4 protein-coding genes and 1 pseudogene are annotated in these 4931 nt (G+C 71.2%); all 5 read left to right on the forward strand.

The features are described from left to right. Positions 1-181, forward strand: a pseudogene (locus ABZ749_RS29425) (L-serine ammonia-lyase, iron-sulfur-dependent, subunit alpha); the annotation flags it as partial. 71 nt (positions 182-252) lie between these two features. After that, a complete protein-coding gene (locus tag ABZ749_RS29430; RefSeq protein ID WP_112581809.1) occupies positions 253-1080 on the forward strand; it encodes an ABC transporter permease in 828 nt (275 codons plus the stop codon). A 1-nt stretch (position 1081) separates the two neighbouring features. Next, positions 1082-1828, forward strand: coding sequence for an ABC transporter ATP-binding protein (locus ABZ749_RS29435; RefSeq protein WP_334507643.1), 747 nt, complete (start codon positions 1082-1084; stop codon positions 1826-1828). 80 nt (positions 1829-1908) lie between these two features. Continuing rightward, positions 1909-3900, forward strand: a complete 1992-nt coding sequence (locus ABZ749_RS29440) for a DUF5941 domain-containing protein (protein WP_357233503.1) — start codon at positions 1909-1911, stop codon at positions 3898-3900. Between the two features lie 14 nt (positions 3901-3914). Next, positions 3915-4931: glycosyltransferase family 2 protein (locus ABZ749_RS29445; protein ID WP_357233501.1), on the forward strand; the 1017-nt coding region annotated here is incomplete at its 3' end.

Genomic DNA, 4931 nt, shown 5'->3' on the forward strand with positions numbered 1-4931 from the left:
TCAGACGTGAACGAGCAGGAGTCGCTGCTCACGGCACTCGCTGCGGAACGGCTCGCGCTCGGTGACAAGGTCGCCGCCGCCAAGTATCATCAAGACCATGCGGGAGACCGGCGCCGACATGAAGGTCAAGTACAAGGAGACGGCGCGTGGCGGTTTGGCCGTCAACGTGATCGAGTGCTGAGTCCGGTCGATTCGGGGCAATCGTTCACCGACTGCTAACCTGTCGTCCGTTTCAGGAGGCGGGAGGCTGCGGTGACCTCTGGCGTCGCGGCGTTGTGGTCGCACCGCAACTCGCTGCGCATCCTGGTCAGGCGGGATCTCGCGGTCAAGTACCAGCAGTCGGTGCTGGGCTACTTCTGGTCGTTGATCGAGCCGCTCGGCATGGGCGCCATCTACTGGTTCGTCTTCGGGGTGCTCTACTCCCGGGACACCGGTCGGCACCTCGGTGAGGCGGCCGGGTCGTACCCGTTGTTCCTTATCACCGGCATCTTCGCCTGGATGTGGACCAGTTCGGCGCTGAGTGAGGCGACGAACGCGCTGACCGGCCAGTCCCGGCTGATCACCACGATGAACGTGCCGCGTCAGGTGTTTCCGATCGGCCGGGTAACCGGCCGGTTCGCCGAGTACGCGGCCGGCCTGCCGATCCTGATCGCCATCGCGGTGATCTACGCGGTGCACGGCCGGATCCACCCGGGTTGGTCGCTGCTCTCCCTGCCGCTGGCGGTAGCCGTCCAGGCCGTCCTGCTGACCGGGCTCGCCCTGCTCCTGTCCGCGTGGAACGTGCTGATGCGCGACGTGGAACGGCTGATGCGGCTGATCATCCGGGTGCTCTTCTACGCCACGCCGATCATCTATCCGCTCAGCCTGGTCCGGGAGTCCGGGCTGCCCGGCTGGCTGAAGGTGGTGTACGAGCTGAACCCGCTGGTCGGGATCTTCCAGCTGCACCACGCGATCTGGTACCCGGACGAGTTCCCGGACGCCCGGCTGCTCGCCACCACGATCGTCGGCAGCCTTCTGGTGCTGGCCGCCGGTTGGTGGTCGTTCCGCCGGTTGGAGCCCGCCGTGCTCAAGGAGCTCTGAGGTGGCCGCGCCGATCATCGAGGCCGACGGTCTGGGCATCCGGTTCGTCCGCAACCGTCGCCGTCAGCTCCGCCTGCGGGAGTTGTTCATCCACCGGGGCGCCCGAGGCGCGTTGCCCGGCCAGTTCTGGCCGTTGCGGGACGTGTCGTTCACAGTGCAGCCCGGCGAGACCGTCGGGGTGATCGGGCGCAACGGCACCGGCAAGAGCACCCTGCTGCGGCTGATCGCCGGGGTGCTCATCCCGGACGAGGGCGACATCCGGGTGCACGGCGCGGTGGCGCCGTTGCTGGAGTTGTCCGCCGGCTTCTCCAACGACCTGACCGGGCGGGAGAACCTGCACCTGGTCGGTGGGCTGCACGGACTGTCGACGAGCTACCTGAAGCGGCACTTCGACGAGATCGTCGAGTTCGCCGGTGAGCAGGTGGAACGGGCCATCGACACGTCGGTTCGGCACTACTCGTCGGGGATGAAGGTGCGGCTGGGCTTCGCGATCATCTCGCACCTGCCGCACCCGATCCTGCTGATGGACGAGGTGACCGCAGTCGGGGACGCGGAGTTCCGCAAGAAGTGTTACGCGACGATTGATCGTCTGCTCGGGGAGGGGCGCACGCTGGTGCTGGTGTCACACAACGAAAAGGACCTGACCCGGTTCTGCCGTCGGGGGTTGTACCTCGACGCGGGCCGGTTGACGCTCGACGGCACCATCGCCGAGGCGCTCGACGCGTACCACGCAGCGGTTCCGCGGTGACGCTCGCGATCGTGCTCGCCGCCGGAACGTCCGCGGCGGGCCTCACCACGGCGGGCCTCACCACGGCGACAGGTGAGCCGCTGGCCGACCGGCTGGCCGCCCAGTTGCGCCTGGCCGGGGCGGACCAGGTGCGCTTCGCCGCCACCCTCGACGAGTTGTCCGACCTGGTCAGCACCGCGACCGCCCCGGTGCTGATCACCGGCACCGACCTGGTCGCGCACACCGCCGTACTGCGGCACCTGGCCACCAGCCCGGTGGGCCCCACCGTGGCGCTGGTGCTCGGCGACCCGCCGGTGCCCGGTCGGACCGCGGTGCGGGAGGAGCGCGGCCAGGTGGTCGACGCCGGCGCGTTGGACGCCCTCGACGGGGCCGCCACCGGCGTGTTCGGCGGCGCGCTGCGGGTCGGCGTGGACGACCTGCCGACCCTCGCGGCCGCCGCCCGGGCCGCCGCGTCCGGGATGCTTCCCGTCGCCGCCCCGATCGGCCCGGCCGGAGACGTGGCGCCGCTGCCGGCGACCGGCGGGGCCGGGGCCGGCGGGTCCGTGGCGGCCGGTGGCCCCGGGTCCGCCGTGGACCGGCTCTTCGCGGGCCTCACGGCGCTCGGCACCCTGGTCTTCGCCCAGCGGGTACGCCTGCTCGTCGCCCACCGGGTCGAGGACCCGGCCGGGCTGACCGCTGCCGAGGCGGCGGTGACCGCTGTCGACGAGGACCGGGCCGAGTTGCGGCTGTCGGTGAAGGAGAAGGACGACTTCTTCTCCACCTACTTCGTCAGCACCTGGTCGCCGTACCTGGTCCGGCTCTCGGCCCGGCTCCGGCTCACCCCGACCGGGGTGACGGTGATCTCGGTCCTCTTCGCGCTTGGCGCGGCGGTGCTGTTCGGGGTCGGTGGGCGGCCCGCGCTGGTCGGTGGCGCGGTGCTGCTCTACCTCGGCTTCGTGCTCGACTGCGTCGATGGCCAACTGGCCCGCTACACCCGGCACTTCAGCGCCTGGGGTGGCTGGCTGGACACCATGGCGGACCGGGCCAAGGAGTACCTGGTCTACGCCGGGTTGGGCTTCGGTGTGAGCCACGCCGGGCTTGGCAACGGGTGGGCGCTCGCTATCGCCGCGATGACGTTGCAGACCGTCCGGCACATGACCGACACCTGGTACGGGGTGCTGCACGACGAGGCGGCCCGCCGCCCGCGTACGGCCACGAACGCCAGCGGCGGGATCGGCGACCGGCTCAACGCCGCGTCGACCCGGGTGCAGGCGGACACCGGGTCGGTGTCGTACTGGTTGAAGCGGACTGTGGTCTTCCCGATCGGTGAGCGGTGGGCGCTGATCGCGCTGACCGTGGCGCTGTTCAACCCACTGGTCAGCCTGATCGCGGTGCTGGTCTGGGGGGTGCTGGCGTTCGCGTACACCGGGGCGCTGCGGACCCTGCGGGCCCGGTGGATGTGGGTGCCGGTGCTGGACACGGTCGACGCCACCCTGCACCGTGACGACGGCCCGTTGGCCCGCTGGCTGCCGGTGGTCCGCCCGATGGGACCACTGACCCTGGCGGTCATCGCCGCGCTCGGCCCGGCGGTGCTTCTGGTAGCGGCGCTGCTGAGCGACGCCCCGGACGGGCTGCGCTGGGCGGTGCCGGTGGCACTGCTGGTGCTGCTCATCGGTGGCCTCGGGGCCGGGGCGGCGCACAACGGCCCGCTGGACTGGCTGGTGCCCGCGGCGTTGCGGGCCGCCGAGTACCTGTTCGCCATCGCGGTCGGGGTGGTCGGTGCGGCACCCGGCTGGCTGATCTTCGGGTACGTCTTCGTGCTCACCGTGCACCACTACGACCTGACCGCCCGGCTGGAGAAGCGGCAGGCGGCACCGCCCCTGCACGCGGCGACGCTGGGCTGGGAGGGGCGTTCGGTGCTGCTGGCCCTCGCGGCGATCGCCGGTATTGCGGGTATCGGACTGGCTACACTCGGTGCGTACCTTCTCGTGGTTTTCGTGGTGAGCGTCGTCCTGGCCTGGTTCGTGCGACCGGCCCGTAGCGCGCGGGCGTCGGTGGCGCCGGCGGGCGCTGGAGGTGCCGCGCCGCGCTGACGGAGGGCGGCCGGATGACTCTGATCAGCTTCGTGGTGCCGGCCTTCCGGGTGCAGGGATACCTGCGGGAGTGCCTGGACTCCATCCTCGGTCAGCCGGAGACCGACATCGAGGTGATCGCCGTCGACGACTGCTCGCCGGACGCCAGCGGCGACATCATCGACGAGTACGCGGCCCGCGACCAGCGGGTCCACTCGGTCCGGCTGCCGGAGAACGTCGGCCTCGGTCCGGCCCGGAACATCGGGCTGGACCGGGCCGTCGGCGAGTACGTGTGGTTCCTCGACGGCGACGACTGGCTGGCTCCGGAGTGCCTGACCGAGGTCGCCGAGCGGTTGCGGGTGACCCGCCCGGACGTCCTGCTGGTCGACCACGTCCGCACCCACTGGAACGACACCGCCACCCGCAGCGCGATGGCCGAGGTTTTTCCGGAGTCCCCGGGGCCGGGCACCTTCCGGTTGCGGGACCGGCCGCAGGCGATGCACCTGCTGCACACCGCGTGGAACCGGCTGGTCCGGCGGGAGTTCCTCACCGACCTGGGGTTGCGTTTCGCGCCCGGCTGGTACGAGGACGTCTCCTTCAGCTACCCGGTGCTGATGGCCGCGCACCGGATCGGCGTACTCGATCGGGTCTGCGTCAACTACCGCCAGCGCCGCGCCGGCGCTATCACCCGGACCCGGGGTGACCGGCACTTCGAGGTGTTCCCGCAGTGGCACCGGGTCTTCCACCTGATGGATTCGTGGGGGCCGGCGACGGAGGCCCTGCGGCCGGCGGTCTTCGAACGGATGATCTGGCACTACCTGACCGTGCTGGGCAACGGTCAGCGGATCGCCCCGGAGCTGCGGGAGGCGTTCTTCGCCCAGATCACCGCGGACTACGAGCGCTGGCTGCCGCCCGGCGGTTATCCGGTGCCGGACGGGGTCGAGGGGATCAAGCACAAACTTGTCGCCGCCGGCCGGTGGCGCACCTTCAGCGCGTTGCGGGCCGCCAGCCGGGCCCGCGACGCCGCCCGTCGGCGGGCCCGCACCGCGCGG

Origin of the sequence: Micromonospora sp. NPDC047753, from assembly GCF_040642735.1 — a bacterium.
Taxonomy (GTDB): domain Bacteria; phylum Actinomycetota; class Actinomycetes; order Mycobacteriales; family Micromonosporaceae; genus Micromonospora.